The 19,707-nt window shown below is 42.0% G+C and carries 14 protein-coding genes and 2 rRNA genes; 10 read left to right on the plus strand and 6 right to left on the minus strand.

Annotation, left to right across the window (positions count from 1 at the left end):
• The first annotated feature begins 164 nt into the window (after positions 1 to 164).
• From rrf (CWC16_RS12575) to glsB, 3 genes are all read left to right on the plus strand, one after another.
• Positions 165 to 279: ribosomal RNA gene (gene rrf, locus CWC16_RS12575) — 5S ribosomal RNA — on the plus strand.
• A 63-nt stretch (positions 280 to 342) separates the two neighbouring features.
• Positions 343 to 457 (plus strand): 5S ribosomal RNA (gene rrf, locus CWC16_RS12580).
• Between the two features lie 1,225 nt (positions 458 to 1,682).
• Positions 1,683 to 2,606, plus strand: coding sequence for a glutaminase B (glsB, locus tag CWC16_RS12590; RefSeq protein ID WP_055014878.1), 924 nt, complete (start codon positions 1,683 to 1,685; stop codon positions 2,604 to 2,606).
• Between the two features lie 34 nt (positions 2,607 to 2,640).
• On the opposite strand, the gene CWC16_RS12595 is transcribed toward glsB, so the two are convergent.
• Positions 2,641 to 3,945, minus strand: coding sequence for an inosine/guanosine kinase (locus CWC16_RS12595; protein WP_138541773.1), 1,305 nt, complete (start codon positions 3,943 to 3,945; stop codon positions 2,641 to 2,643).
• A gap of 178 nt (positions 3,946 to 4,123) precedes the next feature.
• Here CWC16_RS12595 and tadA point away from each other — a divergent pair, with 178 nt between their 5' ends.
• Positions 4,124 to 4,627 carry a tRNA adenosine(34) deaminase TadA gene (gene tadA, locus CWC16_RS12600; protein ID WP_055014880.1) on the plus strand — a complete coding sequence of 168 codons (504 nt, stop codon included), beginning with the start codon at positions 4,124 to 4,126 and terminating at the stop codon, positions 4,625 to 4,627.
• Here the strand turns inward: tadA and CWC16_RS19890 are convergent.
• Both CWC16_RS19890 and mltF read right to left on the minus strand, forming a co-directional pair.
• Positions 4,624 to 4,788, minus strand: coding sequence for a hypothetical protein (locus tag CWC16_RS19890; protein WP_162838352.1), 165 nt, complete (start codon positions 4,786 to 4,788; stop codon positions 4,624 to 4,626). The two genes, tadA and CWC16_RS19890, sit on opposite strands and share 4 nt — an antisense overlap.
• A gap of 245 nt (positions 4,789 to 5,033) precedes the next feature.
• Positions 5,034 to 6,530 carry a membrane-bound lytic murein transglycosylase MltF gene (mltF, locus tag CWC16_RS12605; protein ID WP_138541774.1) on the minus strand — a complete coding sequence of 499 codons (1,497 nt, stop codon included), beginning with the start codon at positions 6,528 to 6,530 and terminating at the stop codon, positions 5,034 to 5,036.
• A 211-nt stretch (positions 6,531 to 6,741) separates the two neighbouring features.
• Here mltF and purL point away from each other — a divergent pair, with 211 nt between their 5' ends.
• The 4 genes from purL to CWC16_RS12630 all read left to right on the plus strand — a co-directional run bounded on the left by purL (position 6,742) and on the right by CWC16_RS12630 (position 13,925).
• Positions 6,742 to 10,632, plus strand: coding sequence for a phosphoribosylformylglycinamidine synthase (gene purL / locus CWC16_RS12610; protein ID WP_138541775.1), 3,891 nt, complete (start codon positions 6,742 to 6,744; stop codon positions 10,630 to 10,632).
• A 296-nt stretch (positions 10,633 to 10,928) separates the two neighbouring features.
• Positions 10,929 to 13,385: an intermembrane phospholipid transport YdbH family protein gene (locus tag CWC16_RS12620; protein ID WP_138541777.1), complete on the plus strand. Its 2,457-nt coding sequence runs from the start codon at positions 10,929 to 10,931 to the stop codon at positions 13,383 to 13,385.
• A 2-nt stretch (positions 13,386 to 13,387) separates the two neighbouring features.
• The gene (locus CWC16_RS12625; protein ID WP_138541792.1) at positions 13,388 to 13,585 is read left to right on the plus strand and encodes a YnbE family lipoprotein; all 198 of its coding nucleotides are present in this window, start codon (positions 13,388 to 13,390) and stop codon (positions 13,583 to 13,585) included.
• Positions 13,586 to 13,595: 10 nt separating this feature from the next.
• Positions 13,596 to 13,925, plus strand: coding sequence for a YdbL family probable chaperone protein (locus CWC16_RS12630; RefSeq protein WP_138541793.1), 330 nt, complete (start codon positions 13,596 to 13,598; stop codon positions 13,923 to 13,925).
• A gap of 37 nt (positions 13,926 to 13,962) precedes the next feature.
• Here CWC16_RS12630 and CWC16_RS12635 read toward each other — a convergent pair whose 3' ends face one another.
• Positions 13,963 to 14,511, minus strand: a complete 549-nt coding sequence (locus CWC16_RS12635) for a DUF1415 domain-containing protein (protein ID WP_138541778.1) — start codon at positions 14,509 to 14,511, stop codon at positions 13,963 to 13,965.
• Positions 14,508 to 15,791 carry a lipid IV(A) 3-deoxy-D-manno-octulosonic acid transferase gene (gene waaA, locus CWC16_RS12640; RefSeq protein ID WP_138541779.1) on the minus strand — a complete coding sequence of 428 codons (1,284 nt, stop codon included), beginning with the start codon at positions 15,789 to 15,791 and terminating at the stop codon, positions 14,508 to 14,510. Before waaA ends, CWC16_RS12635 begins: the two co-directional genes overlap by 4 nt.
• A 182-nt stretch (positions 15,792 to 15,973) precedes the next feature.
• On the opposite strand from waaA, the gene CWC16_RS12645 reads away from it, so the two are divergent.
• Both CWC16_RS12645 and hldE read left to right on the plus strand, forming a co-directional pair.
• Positions 15,974 to 16,564 (plus strand): D-sedoheptulose-7-phosphate isomerase, encoded by a 591-nt coding sequence (locus CWC16_RS12645; protein WP_055014887.1) that lies wholly within the window; start codon positions 15,974 to 15,976, stop codon positions 16,562 to 16,564.
• Positions 16,564 to 18,003 carry a bifunctional D-glycero-beta-D-manno-heptose-7-phosphate kinase/D-glycero-beta-D-manno-heptose 1-phosphate adenylyltransferase HldE gene (gene hldE, locus CWC16_RS12650; protein WP_138541780.1) on the plus strand — a complete coding sequence of 480 codons (1,440 nt, stop codon included), beginning with the start codon at positions 16,564 to 16,566 and terminating at the stop codon, positions 18,001 to 18,003. The genes CWC16_RS12645 and hldE overlap by 1 nt, the downstream gene beginning before the upstream one ends.
• Positions 18,004 to 18,078: 75 nt before the next feature.
• Here hldE and CWC16_RS12655 read toward each other — a convergent pair whose 3' ends face one another.
• Positions 18,079 to 19,584: a capsule assembly Wzi family protein gene (locus CWC16_RS12655; RefSeq protein WP_138541781.1), complete on the minus strand. Its 1,506-nt coding sequence runs from the start codon at positions 19,582 to 19,584 to the stop codon at positions 18,079 to 18,081.
• Between the last annotated feature and the right edge of the window lie 123 nt (positions 19,585 to 19,707).

Here is a 19,707-nt window from a genome sequence, read left to right on the forward strand (position 1 = left end):
AGTTAATAGCTAGAGTAGATAAATACTTAGAAAATTAAAAAATATTATCAGAGTTTTCCAAATTTATGAGGTGACACTTAGCGCGTAGCGTTAAAGTTAAATCACCTTGCGCAAAGGAAAAAGTAGCACGATGTGCGTGTCATTAATCCTTTGCACCTAATTTGCTTGGTAACCATAGCGTTTTGGACCCACCTGACCCCATGCCGAACTCAGTAGTGAAACGAAACAGCGCCGATGATAGTGTAGCATTTGCTATGTGAAAGTAGGACATTGCCAGGCTCCAAATTCAGTCGAAGGACTTAAAGCTTAATAAATAAAAATAAGAAAATTGAACCGAATTTTCTTGGTAACCATAGCGTTTTGGACCCACCTGACCCCATGCCGAACTCAGTAGTGAAACGAAACAGCGCCGATGATAGTGTAGCATTTGCTATGTGAAAGTAGGACATTGCCAGGCTTCAAATTAAAGAAACCCGTTACAGCGATGTAACGGGTTTTTGTTGTCTGGGGTTTAGTAAATAGCCAGTACCCCATGCCGAATTCAGTAGTGGCCGCATCTGCATGCCGCGGTATCTGTATTCTATTCATCAAACAAAACAGTTCTAAGATGAGCCTGACCAATGATAGTGTAGCATTTGCTATGTGACTCTCTACCGCTGTGGGCACTACGACATTGCCAGGATTCAAATTAAAGAAACCCGTTACAGCGATGTAACGGGTTTTTTGTTGTCTGGGGTTTAGTAAATAGCCAGTACCCCATGCCGAATTCAGTAGTGGCCGCATCTGCATGCCGCGGTATCTGTATTCTATACATCAAACAAAACAGTTCTAAGATGAGCCTGACTAATGATAGTGTAGCATTTGCTATGTGACTCTCTACCGCTGTGGGCACTACGACATTGCCTGGATTCAAATTAAAGAAACCCGTTACAGCGATGTAACGGGTTTTTTGTTGTCTGAGGTTTAGTAAATAGCCAGTACCCCAAGCCGAATTCAGTAATGGCCGCATCTGCATACCGCGGTATCTGTGTTCTATACATCAAACAAAACAGCTCTAAGATGAGCCTGACCAATGATAGTGTAGCATTTGCTATGTGACTCTCCACCGCTGTGGGCACTACGACATTGCCAGGATTCAAATTAAAGAAACCCGTTACAGCGATGTAATACCAATTCGCAATAATATCTAATCATTTTGCGGGGCTAAACGTGTCGCTATCTGCGTTAAAAAATTCTCATTTAGAACAACTAAATAGCGAATTTTTTGCCTTATTATCAACACGTTTTTCCATCCTCAAAATAGATCACTTACTTATGCGGATTGGTATAACGGGTTTTTTGTTGTCTGGGGTTTATAAATAGCCAATACCCCATGTCGAAGACGGTCTCAGTAATGTCCGCACTTGTACATCCTTGAATCATAACATTCGTATCCTTTTAGAAAGCTTAACCATTTTATGCAAGATTACGGCACACATCATGCTGAGTGTAATCGGGTTTAATGCCCCGTAAATAATTAACCATTATTGCGAAGCGGTATTACTTAGATATAGAAAATACCACTTTGTAAATAAACATTAAGTTCATGCTTATCTGCTATTTTATTCATGTAACATAACTAGGCGTGCAGAAGTTGTGCGTGTTAAAATCAAATTTTTATAATGCCAAAATAGAGGTGTCAATTGCCCACTGCTGACTACCAAACTGTTCTAGATGAAATAGCGCACGAAGTGCGCCCTTTGTTATCACAAGGTAAGGTTGCAGACTACATTCCTGCACTTGCTGAGATTTCTAGCGAGCAGTTTTCTATTGCTATTTATACCACTGATGGTGAAACCATTTGTGCGGGGGATTGCAGCAAACGTTTCACTATTCAGTCAGTTTCTAAAGTGATGACACTTACAATGGCCCTGCAGCGCTATGGTGATGAGCTATGGCACCGGGTAGGCAAAGAGCCCTCTGGAACCGCGTTTAACTCTCTTACACAGTTAGAGTTCGAAAAAGGCGTACCACGTAATCCTTTCATTAATGCAGGTGCGATTGTGACGTGCGATGCTTTGTACAGTCGATTATCTGCACCTCGCCACTCAATGCTTGAAACGTTTAGGTTACTCTCAGGTAATAGTGCAATAGTGATTGATAAAAAAGTGGCCAATTCTGAGTACGAGTTTAGGCATAGAAATGCTGCAATGGCGCATTTAATGAAGTCGTTTGGTAATTTTGAGAATGACGTAGATGATGTACTTTGGTCTTACTTTAATTTTTGTGCAATCGAACTTAACTGTATTGAGTTAGCTAGAGCGTATAACTTTTTAGCAAATAAAGGCGTTGATTACAGCTCGGGTAAACGTGTTTTAAGTAGCCGTCAGAATAAACAACTAAATTCGCTTTTATTTACTAGTGGCTTGTATGATGCAGCAGGAGATTTTGGCTACAGAGTAGGTATGCCGGGTAAGTCTGGGGTGTCAGGCACTATATTAGCAGTATTACCGGGTAAGTTTACGGTGGCTGTATATTCACCTGGGCTTAATGAATTTGGTAATTCGGTAGCGGGGATAGCAGCATTAGAGCTGCTATCTAAAAAGCTCGATATTTCGATTTTCTAAAATACCGCAATAGGGAGTACGTATAGCTCCCTATTTATTGGTCCCAATACACTTGCTCTAGGCAGTCTTCGCGTTCTGGTAGGCCACGAGATAAACGCGGCGAGTGCTGTACTAATACCTCGTAGCTCGCGCGGTTAGCGTATTTACTAATTTGTGCAAGAGAAGAATAAGTAATGGCCTTTTGTTCGTGCTTTGCTGAATTGGCGACATTTAATTTATGATAAACGTTTGCTGATAAATCGTGTAACACGGCAGCCAACGCACAATCGCCAGCACCATTGGTATTTTTGATTGAATCAGGCCCACCCATGAATGGCGCAGTGTGGCTATAGGCTTTTACCGGGTTTTCGCAATCGGATTTTTTCATTGCGCGAGAAAATTCATAGCGATTGAAATCGGCAATTGCCCCCGGTAATAGTGGATACTCGGTTGCCCGTTTAAAGCTTTCATCAACATAACCGGCCATAAATAAGCCTTTTTCGCCGGCGGTACAAATAACCAAGTCGACCCAGTCAAGTGCCTTGTCTGCGGCTAATAGTGGGTCTTCAAAGCCAGTAATTGCCAGTCCTTCTTCTTCGTTCATGGCGAGTATATCGACATGCTCGTTTACAAAGTTAGCCCACCAGGTTGGATCTTGTTCAATTAAAAACTTAGTGCCCAGTGTTAAAACTACCGGTACTCCTGCATCGTTAGCGTATTTAACTGCTTGTAGGGTTGCTTCAGTCATTGTTTCATCACCCTGTGTACGCATCAGGTAGGCGCTGATCACAAGGGCAGAAGATTGCTCGATTAAGTGTTTATCGATAGACTCAGGCTTTAAATGATTCATTAAACCAGCACTAATCGCGAATGTACGCTCGCCAGTTTCATCAATTAAGGTAAAGCAACGGCCAATAGGCCCATCTACAGGTTGTAAATAGTCTAAATCAACGCGACTCGATGTGTTACATAAAAAGCGATAGGCATAGCTGCCTATTTTTATGTTTTCACTCATAACACCAAGCAATACTGAGCGATCGTCTGCAAGTACTGAGTAGTTATGCATTGTGTTACCAATGGTGCCACCCGCAAACTCGTAATCAACCATATTGTTTAATTTTAAACGGTCGTATAGGGCGTTGGTAATATCGCTATCAATAACTTGCGACATACCACGGCGAAGTTGAAACTCGTCTAAAAAAGCCTGATCGACTTTGGCTTCAATATCAACAACGATCTGATCGATTCCCGTAATGTAACTACGCTGTAATCGCTCAGTGGCGTTTAGTTGATTAGTAAGTGGATCTTTAGCTTCCACTGGAAAATAATGTTTATGTCTGCGGCGTCCAGGAAATTTCATTTGCTACCTGTGTTGTGAGCTAAATAAAAAAAGCGTGAGATTATAGCGTAAATCACACTCTATGAGCCACGATAAACCACATTATTTTGTTTTATTTTTGCAATAATTTATTCAATTTCGCATTTTAAACAAGCAAATTGATATAATAGCGACAGAAAATTTATTTAAAGTAAGTACTATGAACGATCTTAAAAGCGATGAGTATTGGATGGAGCAAGCATTGGTGTATGCCAATAAAGCGCAGCAATTGGGCGAAATTCCGGTGGGAGCAGTCCTTGTCAAAGACAACACACTTATTGCTGCAGGGTATAATCGTTCAATTACTGATAACGACCCTTCTGCGCACGCTGAAATGATTGCAGTGCGGGAAGGAGGAAGAGCTTTAAATAATTACCGTTTAATTGATTGCACCTTGTACGTTACGTTAGAACCGTGCTCTATGTGTGCTGGGCTGTTAGTGCACAGTAGAATAAAGCGTTTGGTGTATGGTGCGCCCGATGCTAAAACGGGCTCGGCTGGATCTATTATGAACTTATTGCAAGAGCCGAGGCTGAACCATCAGGTAGAAGTATTAGGTGGGGTGCTTGGACAAACCTGTGGTAGTACTATTTCGGCGTTTTTTAAACAACGCCGAGAGCAAATTAAAGCGGCTAAAAAAGCTGCTCGTCAAATTAGTGGCTAGTTAGCAGCCTCTGAGTCTGCTTCTATCATTTGCTGCATAGCAAACATACGACGACGCCAAATAATTTTTTTATGTAAGTTACGTAGCATTATACGACGTCTGGTGGCTGTCGAATGAATAATATTGCGTTTTAGTTTTTGTGTGCGTCTACGTTTTAGCATGTGTTCTCCTAATGCGTGAGAGTGAGAAAGGCACAAGATATATATTAAAAATCAGGTAAATATACTATAAACACACATTAGTGATCATTTCATGACAAGTAAACAGATTTTTAATTTAGTTATCGCAGTGGTTAATCTTGAAGGAAAAATTAGCGCTCATTAAAACGTAAAGTTAAGTGTGTAATGCTCACATTTAATGTTTAACATGCATGAGCAGCCAATTAAAAAATGTAAATATAAACCCTTTACTGAGACTGCTGCGTGTTATTTTCACTTTGCTTACTTTTTTCTTCAGGTGAAAGCGAAGGGGTAGGCTCGGTTTTATCGTTGTTTACAGGCTCTTTGCTTGGCTGAGCCGCTTTTTCAACTTTAGGTGTTTCAGGCTCTGGCGCTAAGGCATTATTTTCATCAAGCCAAACAAGTGCATCGTAATATCTGCGAATATTATCAACATATTTTACCGCAACATCGCCACGCGCATAACCGTAACGGGTTTTACGGTAATAACGTTTTTTGATTAAAAGTGGTAAGCGCTTTTTAACATCGGCCCATTTATCAGGGCTCGCCCCTTGTTGTTCGGTAATAATGCGCGCGTCGTTAACGTGCCCCCAGCCTACATTATAGGCTGCCAGTGCAAGCCAAGTTCTATCAGGCTGCGGGATTCTATCGGGGATGCGTTTAACAAGCTTAGCTAAGTATTTAGCGCCACCGCGGATGTTTTGCTCTGGCTCTAGTCTATTAGTCACGCCCACCTGTTTAGCAGTACTACGTGTAAGCATCATAATGCCTCGTACACCCGTAGGCGATTTAGCACGTGGGTTCCACATAGACTCTTGATAACTAAGTGCGGCAAGTAAGCGCCAGTCTAGGCTGCCTGCATACTGCTCAAACCAAGGTCTGTATGTGGGGAGTGTTTCTTTTATAGCCTCTATGTATGCAAGCGTATTAACGTAGTTGAATTGGCGTACGTGTCCAAAGTACTTTTCTTCAAGCACATACAATTGGTTACTTTGCTTTACCTCACCAAAAAAAGGCACTAGCAATGCATAAAGCGAGTCATCTTTTGATTTATTCAGTATCCAGGCTATGGGGTCATTTCGGGTAACTGAAAAGCCAATACTTAAATTAGGGTGGTAACGTCTAAATAGTGAAAGCGTGTGTGAGTCGGCGAGGGTGTAGTCTATTTCGCCATCAATAACGGCTTGTAAAAGCTCCTCTTCGTCGAGCTCTTCGGTTTCTTGCCAGGTTAAATCTGGGTTGCTCTTTTTTATTTTTTGTAAGGTTAAAGAGTGGCTACTTTTGGCTATAACGGTAAAGTTTCCATCCAGGTCGTCAAATTCACGTGGGCGAACTCGACCCTGTTTATAAACCAACTTTTGGCTAATTGTTCTGTAAGTGGGGCCATAGCGGTATTGTTGTGCACGTACTTTGTTGTAGGTAAGGCCTGAGGCTATTAAATCTAAGTCACCACTTTCAAGGCGCTCAAACATATCGGATAAATTAAAAAACGGCACTATTTCTAGCTCAACACCCAGGTAGTCGGCAAAGGCCTGAGAAAGCTCGTATTCAAAGCCTTGCTCGCCCTGCACGGCTTGGTAGTAGTTGCTGGCACTGGCAAGCGTACCTACACGTATTTTATTTTGTGATTTAATTTGGGCAAGTTGAGTTTGTTGCTCCTGCATATTACAGGCGCACAACAACATAACTAAAGTGATGATAATTATTAGCTTTTCTTTCAACATTAACCGCCCCATAAAGCTCATACCCCGTTATACCAAAACTTCACTATGGCGTCACTTAGCGTTTAGCTTTTATTGGTAATTTTGCAGCTGTTTATATAAATAAAAAGTTAATTTTCTGAAAAGCGCAATTTGGAGTTAAAACTGAGTGCTACTTAGACTATAATGCCCGCCTAAAATATCGTTCAATCCCTAACCCCGGATGAAATTATCTATGTTGATCCTTCGTGGTGCACCAGCACTTTCAGAGTTCAGAGTTAATAAAATTTTAGCGCGTTGCAAACTATCGCAACTTCCAGTCACCAATGTATATGCCGAGTATGCACATTTTGCCGATTTAACCTCGCCTTTGAGTGTTGATGAGCAAACTAAGCTTGAAAAGCTACTTACTTATGGCCCAACTATTGCCGAGCATACCCCAGCAGGCACACTTATTTTAGTTACACCTCGCCCTGGCACCATTTCACCATGGGCATCTAAAGCAACCGATATAGCACATAACTGTGGTCTTAAACAGGTTCACCGTGTTGAGCGCGGTATTGCTTATTACGTAGAAGGTGAACTAAGTGCAGAGCAACTTGAGCAGGTAGCGGCTTTATTACACGACCGTATGACTGAGGCAACGCATAGCGAGCTTGCTTCGGCAGCACAATTATTCCGTAACGACTCGCCTCGTGAAATGTCATCAGTTGACATTTTAGGTGGCGGGCGCGAAGCATTGGCTGCTGCAAACGTTGAACAAGGTTTTGCGCTTGCTGATGACGAGATTGACTACCTAGTAGAAAACTTTAAAAAGTTAGGCCGTAACCCTAACGACATAGAGTTATTTATGTTTGCCCAAGCAAACTCAGAGCATTGTCGTCATAAAATATTTAACGCTGATTGGACAATTGATGGTATTGAGCAGCCTAAATCGCTGTTTAAAATGATCAAAAATACATTTGAGCACAATCCTGAAAATGTACTGTCGGCGTACAAAGATAACGCAGCAGTAATGAAGGGCTCAAAAGCGGGTCGCTTTTTCCCGAATGCGCAAGGTGAATATGCGTATCATCAAGAAGACATAGAAATTTTAATGAAGGTAGAAACCCATAACCACCCAACAGCGATTGCACCATTTTCTGGTGCGGCTACAGGCTCGGGTGGTGAAATTCGTGATGAAGGCGCAACGGGCCGCGGCTCTAAGCCAAAAGCGGGTTTAGTTGGTTTTACTGTTTCTAACTTACGTATTCCGGGTTACGAGCAACCGTGGGAGAGCGACTTTGGAAAGCCTAACCGTATCGTAAATGCCCTTGATATTATGATGGACGGTCCTTTAGGTGGCGCGGCATTTAATAACGAGTTTGGCCGTCCTAACTTATTAGGGTACTTCCGTACCTACGAAGAAAAAGTAACAAGCCACAACGGTGAAGAGGTGCGCGGTTACCACAAGCCTATTATGCTTGCCGGTGGTTTAGGTAATATTCGTGCTGATCATGTGCAAAAAGGGGATATTCCAGTAGGTGCAAAACTTATTGCACTAGGTGGCCCTGCAATGAATATTGGCTTAGGCGGCGGTGCAGCATCAAGCATGGCATCGGGTCAATCTAACGAAGACTTAGATTTTGCATCTGTACAGCGTGAAAACCCAGAAATGGAACGCCGTTGCCAAGAAGTGATTGATAAGTGTTGGCAACTAGGGGATAAAAACCCAATTGCCTTTATTCACGATGTAGGCGCCGGTGGCTTATCTAATGCATTCCCTGAGCTTGTAGATGATGGTGGCCGTGGTGGTAAATTCCAACTACGTGATATTCCTAACGATGAGCCGGGCATGGCCCCGCACGAAATTTGGTGTAACGAATCGCAAGAACGTTATGTGTTGGCTGTTGCTGTTGAAGACTTTGATCGTTTTGAAGCCATTTGTAAGCGCGAACGTGCGCAGTACGCAGTAATAGGTGAAGCCACAGAAGAGCGCCACTTAACTGTTGCCGACAGCCACTTTGATAATAGCCCTGTTGATTTACCGCTTGATGTATTACTAGGTAAAGCACCTAAAATGCATCGTGATGTAACTTCAAAGCAAGTTACCGGCAAGGCAATTGATGCAGAGTCAATTGATATAGCACAGGCGGCTCAGCGTTTATTACGCTTACCGACAATTGCAGAAAAAACATTTTTAATTACCATTGGCGATCGCTCAGTAACCGGTTTAGTAGCACGGGATCAAATGGTGGGTCCTTGGCAAGTACCTGTGGCTAACTGTGCAGTTACCGCAGCAACGTACGACACTTACCACGGCGAAGCTATGTCACTGGGTGAGCGTACGCCGGCTGCACTATTAAACTACGGTGCATCGGCACGTTTAGCTGTGGCAGAGTCACTAACCAATATTGCCTGTGCCAACATTGGCAGCCTTGAGAACATTAAGCTTTCGGCTAACTGGATGGCTGCAGCCGGTCACCCGGGTGAAGATGCAGGCCTTTATGAAGCTGTAAAAGCGGTAGGCGAAGAGCTTTGTCCTGCGCTTGGTTTAACTATACCTGTAGGTAAAGACTCTATGTCGATGAAAACGACATGGAAAAACGAGGATGATGCAACTGAGCAATCGGTAACGTCGCCCTTATCACTTATTATTACTGCCTTTGGCCGTGTTGACGACGTGCGTAAAACAGTGACTCCGCAGTTACGTACTGATAAAGGCGATACATCACTTATTTTAGTTGACTTAGGTGCGGGTAAAAACCGAATGGGTGCATCAAGCCTTGCACAGGTTTACAAGCAGCTTGGTAATGTTACGCCAGATGTTGACAGCCCTGAGCTACTGAAAGGCTTTTTCAATGCCATGCAAGCACTTGTAGCAGATAGCAAGCTACTTGCTTATCATGACCGCTCAGACGGTGGTTTATTTACTACCGTAACTGAAATGGCATTTGCAGGGCACACAGGTGTGACTGTTGATTTAGCTGGTTTAACAGGGACAGACCTAGAAGCACTTTATAACGAAGAGCTTGGCGCAGTAATTCAAGTTGCTAACAGCGATTTAGAGGCCGTAAATGCTGTATTTGAGCAACATGGTGTGGCTGCAATTAGCCACGTGATTGGCTCGCTTAATAGTGACGATAGCATTGTGTTTAACCGTGGTGAGCAAACAGTACTTAATCATACTCGTACTGAGCTTCGTACAATTTGGGCCGAAACAACGTACCAAATGCAAGCACGTCGTGATAACCCTGATTGTGCAAAGCAGGAGTTTGATGCCAAGTTTGATGCAAAAGATCCAGGCTTAAACGTAAAACTTAACTTTGATTTAAACGAAGATATAGCCGCGCCGTACATTGCAACGGGCGCTAAGCCGCAAATGGCTATTTTACGTGAGCAAGGCGTTAACTCGCATTTAGAAATGGCTGCTGCGTTTAACCGTGCTGGTTTTGCCGCTGTTGATGTACACATGAGCGATATCCTCGAAGGACGTTTAACCCTTGAGCAATTTAAAGGCTTAGTGGCATGTGGCGGTTTCTCTTACGGTGACGTATTAGGTGCCGGTGAAGGCTGGGCTAAGTCTATATTGTTTAACGATATGGCACGTGAACAGTTAAAAAACTTCTTCCACCGTGAAGACACCTTTAGCTTAGGTGTGTGTAATGGTTGTCAAATGTTATCAACGTTGAAAGAGTTAATTCCGGGGACTGAGCATTGGCCACGTTTTGTAACAAATAAGTCAGAGCGTTTTGAAGCACGCTTTAGCTTAGTAGAAATACAAGAAAACCCGTCAGTGTTCTTCAGTGGTATGGCTGGGTCGCGTATGCCAATTGCTGTATCACATGGTGAAGGCCATGCTGAGTTTGCAAATGATGCTGCCACTCAAGCTGCGCTTGACAGCGGCACTGTTGCGGTTAAATTTGTAGATAACTACGGTAACCCGACAACACAATACCCGGCTAACCCAAATGGTTCACCAGAAGGTATTACCGGTATTACCTCTACTGATGGCCGTGCCACTGTAATGATGCCGCACCCTGAGCGTGTATTCCGCACTGTTGCTAACTCGTGGCACCCAGATGAGTGGAAAGAGGATAGCCCGTGGATGCGTATGTTCCGCAATGCACGTAAAAATGTCGGTTAAAAACGCCATATACAAGTTAGATTCATAATCTAGCTGTAAAATAAAAAAGGCTGCACTGTGCAGCCTTTTTTGATTGCGTAGATTTAAAATTACGATAGTTTGTAATACCATTCCGCATAATTAAGTGATCTATTTTGAGGATGTATAAACGTGTTGAAAGCAAGGCAAAAAATTCGCTATCTAGTTGTTCTAAATGAGAATTTTTTAACGCAGATAGCGACACGTTTAGCCCCGCAAAATGATTAGATATTATTGCGGATTGGTATAAGGTATGAATAAAAGCTTATAAGGATAGTATGTTAAAGCGCGTTAGTTTAATTATGGGTGCTGTATTGCTAAGTATAGTTTTGCTTGGCTATGTATTTCGTTTGCCACTATTACAATGGGCTGTAGCACCTGCGCTTAAAAAAGCAGGCGTTACTTTAAGTTGTCTAGACTTTTCGCTTACGAGTGAATTAAATGTGCACGTACAAAAAGCGTGTTTAAGTTATCAAAATCAAGAGCTTGTTGTTACAGGCATTACCGCAAATACACGCCATGTTGAAATTAAGCAAGCGGCGCTTAATGTCAATCCGTTTCCACAAAGTGATAAAGAAAGCAGCCCTGCAACAATTTTAGATTTAGCCCTTCCTGAAAAAAGGCCAACAATTACAGTTGAGCAACTAAGTATAAACAGTGCGCTTTTAAAGCGCCCGCTTGTGCTAAATATTACCGAGCCTAAGCTTAACCACTTTGTAGTCAATGGTGATTTAAACGCAAGTGCAACGCTTTACAATAATAAGGTACAAGGGCAGCTTAAAGTTAATGATGAATTACTTAAACAGTTACTTAAAACCGATAACGCGTTATTAAATGGGCTTAACTTTGATTCAGCGCAGGCATTTAGCTTTAACGGAGTAGAGGCAAGCCTTACTGGTGAATTACAAGCCCAGTATGACTATAAAATACAAAGCTGTGATATAACAAACAGCTCCAAAGGTGTGCTAAGTGCTACCTATCATTTAAATAGCCAAAACCTTGAGCTTGACCCAAGCACGCTTAAAAACAATGTAAAACTTAGTAATAACTGCCAAACTCTTATTCCTGAAAGTGCCTACAAGTCATTTGCTGTAAAGCAGCTACCACTTAATTGGCAATGGGCTTTAGCTAAACCAATTAGTGCTGAACATAACACTCTATCTTTACCGTTAATAACGCTCAAAAGCGCAGAGCAAGCCAAGCAAAATATAGATATAACGTTTACAGATACGTTTATAAATACGGCTGCGCCATTACAAAGTGCGCGCACGCAGCTTAAAGCGCAGCTACACACTGATGATATAAAGGCTGTAGTGCTAAATATGCAGCTTGAAAACGCACAACTAAGTGGCAATTACGATATTGCGCTTAACGCCTTGCCCGAATTTTTACCGGCTGAGGCTAATAATGTAAAAGCCGCAGGCGACTTTACACTTACTCAACTCATTGACTCTAAACTCGTAGGTAAAGTAAGTACTACATTTAGCTTTGACAAAGCCGTTGCTTACGGCACTACTATTAATGCTTACACAGGTAAGCTAGTGGCAAATATGAGTGAAAAGCTCGATGCAAACGTGGTTTTAAAAAGTGATCTTAAAAGCGCTCAATACGATGAGTATAAGCTCACTGGTATTAACAATACCCTCAGTGCAAAGGCAAACTTAGGCGTGGGTGAGTTATTTGCTCATTTATCAGCGAATACTCAAATAAGTACACTGACAAGCCCCAGTATTGATTTAGAAAATATAAATGTAGATTCAAAAGGCTTGCAAAGCAGAGCGCTTAAAGCGTCTCATCATGTATTTGTAAACGGTATAGAGCTGGTGGCTAATCACCATGTTTCAAAAGTAGCGCATCCGTTTGAAGTGATTATACCGCAGCAAAGTGTGCTTTCGTTAAATTCGATTATTAGCCAATTTGAGCCATTAGCTCAACTCACTCAAGGCGAGTTTGGCGGGCGTATTAGTGGTGATGTTAATTTACAAAAAGCCAATTTTAATTTAACCGTTGGTGATACCAGCGCGCTTTACAACGATTACTTAGCTAATCAGTTTAGTACGCAATTTAGTGGGCAGTACGATTCAGGGCAGCTTAATGTTGCCCCTACTACCTTTAACGTAAATGAATTAAGAGCGGGCGCGGTAGTTAATAATATTAATGGCAAAATAGAAGTGGTAAATAATAGTGCGCAAGCCTTTAATATAGTTGGCAATGTGTTTGGTGGGGTATTTGAATTAGATAAATACTCGCTTTTAAAACCGCAGCAAACAGCACATGTTACGTTTGAAAATGTTGATGCTAGTAAATTAATAACGCTTGACGATAAGTCGGGTATTACCCTCACCGGTAGGCTAAAAGGGTCGTTGCCATTTTATTTTGATGAAACAGGGGTTGAGGTAAAAAATGGTAGCCTAGCCAACCAAGGCCAAGGGAAGCTTATTATTAGTAATAACGAAGCGTTTGACGCCGTTATGCGCCAGCAACAAGAGTTACAACCTGTACTCGGCTTACTCAAAAATCTTGATATACAAAAGCTTAACAGTACAGTGGCGCTTAAAAGTGATGGCTGGTTAAACTTAGGTGTTAACTTACAAGGCTTTAATGAGCCAGAACAGCAGCAAGTGAACTTTAACTATAACCACGAAGAAAACGTGTTTACGCTACTAAGAGCGCTAAGATTAAGTGACGAAACAACGCAAAAAGTTGAGCAGCAATACGCTAAAAAAGGAAACTAATGATGAAAAATTTGTTGAGCATTAAGGCTATTATTGCACTTGCTGCTATCAGCGCTTTGAGTGCATGTACCCACAGAGTAGAAGTGGCAGCGAAAGAGCCGATAACGATCAATCTAAATGTAAAAGTAGATCACGAAATTCGAGTGAAAGTAGATAAAGAACTCGATAATTTATTCAGTGACGACAGTGAATTATTTTAGGAGCTAAATGATGACTATAAAAAATAAATTAAGTATTGCCGCTCTAGTAAGTGCAGTATGTTTGTCGTTTTCGGCGTGGGCTATCACTTTAGATGATGCTAAAAACCAAGGCTTAGTGGGTGAAGATAGCTCAGGTTACTTAGGGCTTGTTGTACAAAACAGCGAGGCAAAAGCAGTGGTTGAGGAAATTAATGCTAAACGCAAAGCACAGTATTTAAAGCTGGCTAAAAAGAACGATTTATCACTGGCGCAAGTCGAAGCACTCGCAGCAGCTAAAACAATCGAAAAGACCAAAAGTGGCCACTATATTGAAGTGAATGGGAACTGGGTTAAAAAGTAATACAAGCAGCTAAACATATTACTTAAGAACCGAGCGTTTAGGCGCTCGGTTTTTTTATGTTTGCTAAAAGTTGCTGCCAAAAGTCGATGCCTTTTCGCCTTGCAAGCTTTATATTGTGTTCTGGTATAGATTCAGGCTCATTATAGTTATCAAGCGCTTCGCTCATACTCAGTTCGCGTATTAAATGCAGTGTAGGGTAGGGTGCTCGGTTGGTGTAATTTGCCGCATCATCTTCATCGCTGTCGGCAAATACGTAATCGGGGTGAAAATTAGCAATTTGGTATTTACCTTCAAACCCTTGCGCTACCAGTAAGGCATTGGCTAAATCAACTAAATCTAAAAAGTCTTCAAAATCGCTAAAGCCGTTATCAAACAATATTAATGTGGTTTCACGCTCGGGGTTTTGATCAAGCCGCACACACTGATCTAGCATGTCCATGACAGCGTCATCAATTTTATCTGCTGGGCTAAGCACATAATGAATACAGTTGTTTTCTACTTCTTTACGGGCAAATGGGCAAAAGTTATATTTTACAATAACAGAAGATACCCACTCGCGGGTTTGGGTAATTGCTTGATGAGTCATGCTTTTGGCTCTAAATACTGATTTATAAGGGTCAATGTTTTTTTAATGGCGCCTTGGTTTTTTACTACACATTGCTGCGCTTTAATCCCCAAACTTTGGCACGCTTTGGTGTTTTGGCTTAAATTAATTAATTGTTTAGCAAGCTCGTCGGTATTTTCAACAACAACGGCCCCTTTAAGTTTAATTAGCTCAGGGTATACATGGTCAAAATTATATGTATGCGGGCCTGTAATAACACCAACTGAAAAAGCAGCAGCTTCAAGTGGGTTGTGCCCACCTCGGCGAATTAAACTGCCGCCTATGTAACTTACATTCGCTGCGCCATATAAACACTGTAGCTCGCCCAATGTATCAGCTAATAGCACGTGCTCGTTTTGATAGTTATTGTCGCTGCGACGACTAAAACTAAGGGCGCTTTGAGCTAACGTCTCGGCTACTTTATCAAACTGTTCAGGGTGGCGCGGTGCAATAATTAAAAGGGCATTAGGGTATTTTTTTAATAGCTGCTGATGAGCGTTTAATATCATTTCGTGTTCTAGCGGGTGAGTAGAGCCTGCCACCCATACAAAACGTTCTTTGGTTTTATACTCGGTTTTAAGATTTGCAATTTTAGTTAGTTGCTCATTGCGTGGTGTAATGTCGAACTTTATTGAGCCTGTAACATGGCTTTTAAAAGAGGGTAAACCCAGTTCTATAAAGCGCTTAGCATCATTTTTATTATGACTTGCGAGCACTGAAATTGAACGCATAATTAATTGCGTTAACCCTGCCACCTTTTGATACCCTTGTTGCGATTTTTCACTCAAGCGAGCATTAAGCACCAATACCGGAATATTTTTTTTATGGCTTATGGCCATTAAATTAGGCCACAGCTCAGTTTCTAAAATACACAGTGCTTGTGGATTTATGCGCTTTAAAAATCGAGCACTCGAACCTGCAAAGTCTATAGGTAAATAACAACACGCCACGGTATGTTTAAATTGTTCGCTAATTTGCGCACGCCCGGTAGGCGTATTACAGGTAATAAGGATATTTAATTGCGGGTGTTGTATTTTAAGTGCTTTAATAAGTGGCGCTGCTGCAAGCACCTCACCTACAGAAGCGCAGTGGAACACAACCGGTTTAGCGCTATTATTAAATAAGTGTTTGCTAATAAAACCAAAGCGCTCTTTAAAGTGCGCGCGGTAGCCTTTATTTTTTTTACCTCTTAGTACATATAAGTAAAATACAATCAGTGGGCTAATTAAAATTAAAGCGAGTGAGTAAAAAATGCGTGCCATACTGAACTTTTATTAAGGTAAGTGGCGCTAGTTTAACGCGAAAGTGATAATTTCTGAACATGTGAAGCACGAAATTATAATTCAGTTCAGCTATATTCCCATAAAATACACACAACTAAATAAAACTATGGAATAATGGATTTAATTTTTTCCTGCCATTTCAGTTCCTAGAGGAATTTTTCATGTCAATTATCGATTCTGTGGCAACAAGCTACGTTGAAAGTTTAAACCGTCATCAAGCCTTATTTGAAACGATGGAGGCTTATCATCAAGAGTCTATGCAATTATTAGAAGCGTGCCACAGTGCATTGCAAGCTGGTGGTAAGGTTATTTGGTTTGGTAACGGTGGCAGTGCAGCTGATGCGCAGCATTTAGCAGCTGAGTTTGTAGTGCGTTATAAATTAGAGCGTGGCCCATTAGCTTCTATCGCACTCACTACAGATACCTCAATCCTGACTGCGCACAGTAACGATTACCACTTTGATACGGTATTTGAGCGCCAAGTTCAGGCTTTATGTAAACCTGAGGATTTAGTGATTGGTTTAACAACCTCAGGTACCAGCGCCAATATTAATCTAGCGCTTGAAGCGGCTAACAAAATTGGCGCGTTTACGGTTGCCTTAACCGGACGCGAGGGCGGTAAAGTAAAAGACATTGCTAAATTGCCCATTATTATAAAAAATGATGAAACAGCCCGTATCCAAGAGGCACATATGTTTATTGGTCATTGGTTGTGTGAAGCCATCGATATGGTTGTTGCGGAGCAGCAGTAATGGATTTATCGCTATTAAAAAACTTATCTAAAGCGCGTATTTTAGTTGTCGGTGATGTTATGCTAGACCGTTACTGGTATGGCGATACAGGACGTATTTCGCCTGAGGCACCGGTACCGGTTGTAAAAGTAAGTAAGTTTGAAGATAAAGCAGGTGGCGCTGCCAATGTGGCAAAAAACATTGCTAGACTTGATGCAAAAGTAGGGCTACTTGGTTTAATTGGTGAAGATGAAAGCGGGCAAATTTTAGAAACCATTTTAAAAGGTGAGAAAATAAGTTCTCAACTTGTGAGTGTTTGTGATTTACCGACTATTTCTAAAATGCGTGTTATTAGCCGCCATCAACAACTTGTACGCCTAGATTTAGAAGAAACCTTTAGCGAGCAGCATAGTCAGCTGTTATTAAACCGCTTAGAGCTAGTACTTGATGAATACGACTTTGTGGTATTTTCCGATTACAGCAAAGGCTCGTTAAGCTTAATTAAGGAGATGGTGAGCATTGCTAAAGCCGCAGGTAAAACTGTACTGATTGACCCTAAGTCGCCCGATTTACACTTATACGAAGGCGCAGACTACATTACCCCAAATTTACATGAATTCAATTTAGCAGGTGGTAAAACAGGCTCTGAAGAAATTTTAGCGCAAAGCGCCCGTGAACTAATTAGCAAAAATGGTATTAAAGCCATGCTACTTACACGCTCAGAGCAAGGTATGTCATTAATTAATGCCGATGAAAAACATGACTTTGCGGCTCAGCAGTTAGAAGTAAGCGATGTAACTGGCGCAGGTGATACCGTAATTGCAACTTTAGCTGTAATGCTTGGAGCAGGTATGGCCCCTAAAGATGCAGTAGAAATTGCTAATTTAGCCGCCGGTATTGTGGTAAGTAAATTGGGTGCGGCAACAGTGTCACCAGAAGAGCTAAGCCAAAAGCTTGGTCAATACTTACACACCAATGGCGAGCACTACCAAACGCCGTTTGACGATGTACTGCAACATATTGAGTTTGCTAAGCAAAACGGCGAAACGATAGTGTTTACCAATGGCTGTTTTGATATTTTACACGCAGGCCACGTGCGCTATTTAGCACAAGCCAAAGCGCGCGGAGATAGACTCGTTGTTGGGCTAAACAATGATGATTCAATTACGCGTTTAAAAGGCCCTGAACGCCCGATAAACCCACTTGATGAGCGCGCAATGGTGTTAAGTGCACTTTCCTCTGTTGATTGGGTCATTCCATTTGGCAGCGCTGAGGAAAACGACACGCCAGCTAAATTAATCGAGCAAATTAGCCCTGATATTTTAGTAAAAGGTGGCGATTATACTGTAGAGCAAATAGCAGGGGCCGATCATGTCCTGCGCCATGGTGGAAAAGTAGAAGTACTGACGTTTTTAGATGGTTGCTCTACATCAAAAGTGATTAGTAAAATAAAGCAGTGATATAGATATTTGTTTCAAATAAAAAGGGTTGAAAACTGCGTTTTCAACCCTTTTTATTATTACGCATACAATTTTTTAAAAGTTATATTCGTACTTAGCAAACGCTGAGGTGTCGTTTTCAGCGCCATCATTGTTTGATGCAAAAGCGCCAAGCGTTAAGCGCCCACCCATTGCAAGTTGCCTGTAACGAAGCTCAACTTGTTTTGAGTTATAACCAGTTTTGGTAATTGTATTACCTAAGTCTGGGTTGTTAGGGTAGCGATCGCGATTATCGCTGTTGTAATCAACGCTACGCAGCTTTACTTGCCAATCATCACCATTTGAAAGTTGGCCAAGTAGTGTTAACACGACTGACTGTGCATCGTTATCATAGGTTGAGCCAATAGTGCGGCCATGGTAACGATAGCCCGAATTATAATCTGAGTGTTCGTAGTAGCAGTTTTCATTGGTTGATTCGGCCGAGCACGATACACCTGTGTCTATGTATTCAACGTTAACGAGCACATTTTGATTGTAAATGCGCTGCGTAGTTTGTACGCCAAATAAGTATGCTCTGTCGGCGGGTTTAAATTGCGAGCTGGCATCTTCGCCAATTGTACTTGCGTAGATGGCATAAGGATGACTAAATAAAGTGTCAGACCAACGCACATCTATGCCAGCAAGCTGATTACCGATTTTAGACTCTAGAGAACTATCGCAATTTTCATTGCCATCAATACAATTTGTTTGCCCAGTAATTACATCAATGAAATCACCTGCCGAGCTTGGTTGGCCTTCGCCAGCCCACTGTGCAGACCAACTTAAAGCAACCTCTAGTTGCTGCATTGGACGAAAGTTTAAACGGCTACTCCAAAGTAATGCATCAGGAATAACGCGGGTTGATTCTAACTTTGCCATTTGCGCGGTAAAGCTCCACTGGCCAAGCCAACTTAACCAAGGCGTTTCAAACGCTGTGCTTTGCTCACGGGTTACACTGAGTGCTGGCAGTGGCTTTGCATTACCCGACATAATTAAACTGTTATCAACACCTGGGCCCCAAAACTGCTCTATGGCACCGGCTCTAAAAATCCAATTGCCTAAGCGGTAGGCTAAGTAGCTATCGTCAAATGAGGTATCGTTACACTCTTCAAGTGCTTGTTCGTTAGTGGCTATATCATCGGTTGTTTTGCCCTCAACCAAGCATTGTTTACCATCGTTTCGGTAATTAACGGCTACCTTTGCTGCAAAGTTATCGCCAAGGTAAGCGTAGGCTGCTGAAAGCTCAGACTCCTGTGTGTTGGTTGCTCCAAAGCTGGTGGCTATAATTGGGTCTGATGCAGCAAACGCTGAGAGTTGTACACTGTGCGAGCTACTGTTTTCTGACTTATAACGATGTTTTACACGAAGTAATGCATCTTGCAGGCTGGGAGATAAAAGCTCAAGCTTGCTCGATTCTAACTCCCCAATAAAACTTTTCCACATTAGCGGGTAGGTGGTTACAGGCGCTAAAATAACACCGGCATCAGCCAGCTGTTGTATATCGGCTCTGAGTCCGTAATCGTCTGGCTTTACCCAGGGCTCTGCCGTTACTGATGCGCTCATAGCGCAAAAAAGAGAAGAAAGTAGAAAAATTCTGTTTCGCAAAGTTCAGATCCTTGTGATTAAGATTGCGGCTAAGTTTACCAATCTAGCAAGGCTATTGCAGTAAATAATCTATTTTATGGC

This window comes from Pseudoalteromonas sp. S3776 (assembly GCF_005886915.1).
Taxonomy (GTDB): domain Bacteria; phylum Pseudomonadota; class Gammaproteobacteria; order Enterobacterales; family Alteromonadaceae; genus Pseudoalteromonas.

What these genes read in the sequence shown, in the direction of transcription:
- CWC16_RS12595 (WP_138541773.1), bottom strand. Translation starts at nt 3,945, where the DNA reads ATGAAATTTCCTGGACGCCGCAGACATAAACATTATTTTCCAGTGGAA.
- tadA (WP_055014880.1), top strand. Translation starts at nt 4,124, where the DNA reads ATGAACGATCTTAAAAGCGATGAGTATTGGATGGAGCAAGCATTGGTG.
- CWC16_RS19890 (WP_162838352.1), bottom strand. Translation starts at nt 4,788, where the DNA reads ATGCTAAAACGTAGACGCACACAAAAACTAAAACGCAATATTATTCAT.
- mltF (WP_138541774.1), bottom strand. Translation starts at nt 6,530, where the DNA reads ATGTTGAAAGAAAAGCTAATAATTATCATCACTTTAGTTATGTTGTTG.
- purL (WP_138541775.1), top strand. Translation starts at nt 6,742, where the DNA reads ATGTTGATCCTTCGTGGTGCACCAGCACTTTCAGAGTTCAGAGTTAAT.
- CWC16_RS12620 (WP_138541777.1), top strand. Translation starts at nt 10,929, where the DNA reads ATGTTAAAGCGCGTTAGTTTAATTATGGGTGCTGTATTGCTAAGTATA.
- CWC16_RS12625 (WP_138541792.1), top strand. Translation starts at nt 13,388, where the DNA reads ATGAAAAATTTGTTGAGCATTAAGGCTATTATTGCACTTGCTGCTATC.
- CWC16_RS12630 (WP_138541793.1), top strand. Translation starts at nt 13,596, where the DNA reads ATGACTATAAAAAATAAATTAAGTATTGCCGCTCTAGTAAGTGCAGTA.
- CWC16_RS12635 (WP_138541778.1), bottom strand. Translation starts at nt 14,511, where the DNA reads ATGACTCATCAAGCAATTACCCAAACCCGCGAGTGGGTATCTTCTGTT.
- waaA (WP_138541779.1), bottom strand. Translation starts at nt 15,791, where the DNA reads ATGGCACGCATTTTTTACTCACTCGCTTTAATTTTAATTAGCCCACTG.
- CWC16_RS12645 (WP_055014887.1), top strand. Translation starts at nt 15,974, where the DNA reads ATGTCAATTATCGATTCTGTGGCAACAAGCTACGTTGAAAGTTTAAAC.
- hldE (WP_138541780.1), top strand. Translation starts at nt 16,564, where the DNA reads ATGGATTTATCGCTATTAAAAAACTTATCTAAAGCGCGTATTTTAGTT.
- CWC16_RS12655 (WP_138541781.1), bottom strand. Translation starts at nt 19,584, where the DNA reads ATGAGCGCATCAGTAACGGCAGAGCCCTGGGTAAAGCCAGACGATTAC.